Here is a 1,349-nt window from a genome sequence, read left to right on the forward strand (position 1 = left end):
GTACGCGGGGAGAAACCATGGCCACAAAATGCGCCATAAATGGCCGCCAGTGGGGAGCTTACGATGGCCGTCGACACATGAACATGTGAAACATTTGCATGGCATCCATGGCTGTCACCTCCTTCTTTGCTCGTACCGAATCCCTCAGGGGGATCGGTCTGTTCGCAGAATCGCCAATCGGCTTCGATACTCGTTCTCATCAATTTCCCCACGCGCGAATCGCTCGGCAAGAAGTTGTTCTGCGCTGTGTTGCGGCGGCGGAAAACTTGCCGGCGGACTGCTACCGGACGGCCGACTCGCCGACTCCGGTGGTCCGTGTCCGGCATAGCGAACAAGCAGAAAGATCCCCAAGATCAGCAGACCCCAGAACAGGGCCGTAACTACGAACATCAGGAGGTAACCCCAACTCCAACCGCTCGAATAATGGTCGTACATCACAGCGAGGCCTCCAACGTCTCCATGCGTGTCGTCCGCACTCCCTCCAGCGGAGAACTCACGCTTCCTCCCTCATGGTGCGCCCTTTCACAACGCACACACAGGGTCTTTCGGCTCGAATCCACAGGTGCGGCCAAGGCTCCGCATCCTGCCGCACGTCCTTCTTTCGAGAGCACTTCGGCACCATTTGTCACAAGAGACCCAGCCGAGGAATCCTCCCGATCCACGAGGCGTTTCAGAGAAGTAACGAGGTGGTAATCAGCGACCGCCGACTGAAGAGAAGTGGACGTCATGACGAACCTCCCCGAGTTCGAGGAGCGACTCCCGACTGCCGATACATCCAGGCTCCCTCGCGATGTCTCAGCAGAGTCCCCGGTTCGGTCCACTCCACGCGTCATGCTCGTCGATCCACGGTTCGGTCAGCTGGCCGCACAGTTCTTTCGCCTCTTCGAGCGCCCCTCCAGCGGCGGCGGCGCACTGGCGGTATATCTGGGAGGGGAACCTGTCGTCGATATCTGGTCCGGGTGGTCGACCCGAGATACCCGCTGGCAACCTGACACCGTGTCCGTGTCTTTCTCCACCGGAAAAGGCGTCGCCAGTACGGTCTTGCACCGTCTTGTCGAACGCGGGCTGATCGATTACGACACACCCGTCGCAGAGTATTGGCCCGAATTCGCAAGCGCCGGTAAGGACACCGTGACCGTACGGCAGCTGTTGACCCACCGGGCTGGGCTACATCGTGTACGAGGGCTGGTTCCCGGCCGATTGGCGATGCTCGATCACGACAGCATCGCCGATGCCCTTGCTTCGGCCACTCCGGACCACCGCCGCCTGGGCGTGTCAACGTCGGATGAAAAGTGATCGGTGATCGTCGGACGAAAATTCACCACCCGGCTTGGATTTAGTCCCTGCTG

The 1,349-nt window shown here is 60.0% G+C and carries 1 pseudogene; it reads left to right on the plus strand.

Features of this window, described 5'->3' with window-relative positions:
* Positions 1-726: 726 nt before the first annotated feature.
* A pseudogene (locus AC1Q61_RS32720) lies at positions 727-1,269 on the plus strand (serine hydrolase domain-containing protein); the annotation flags it as partial.
* Between the last annotated feature and the right edge of the window lie 80 nt (positions 1,270-1,349).

This window comes from Rhodococcus sp. MPR-R1B (genome assembly GCF_058793255.1).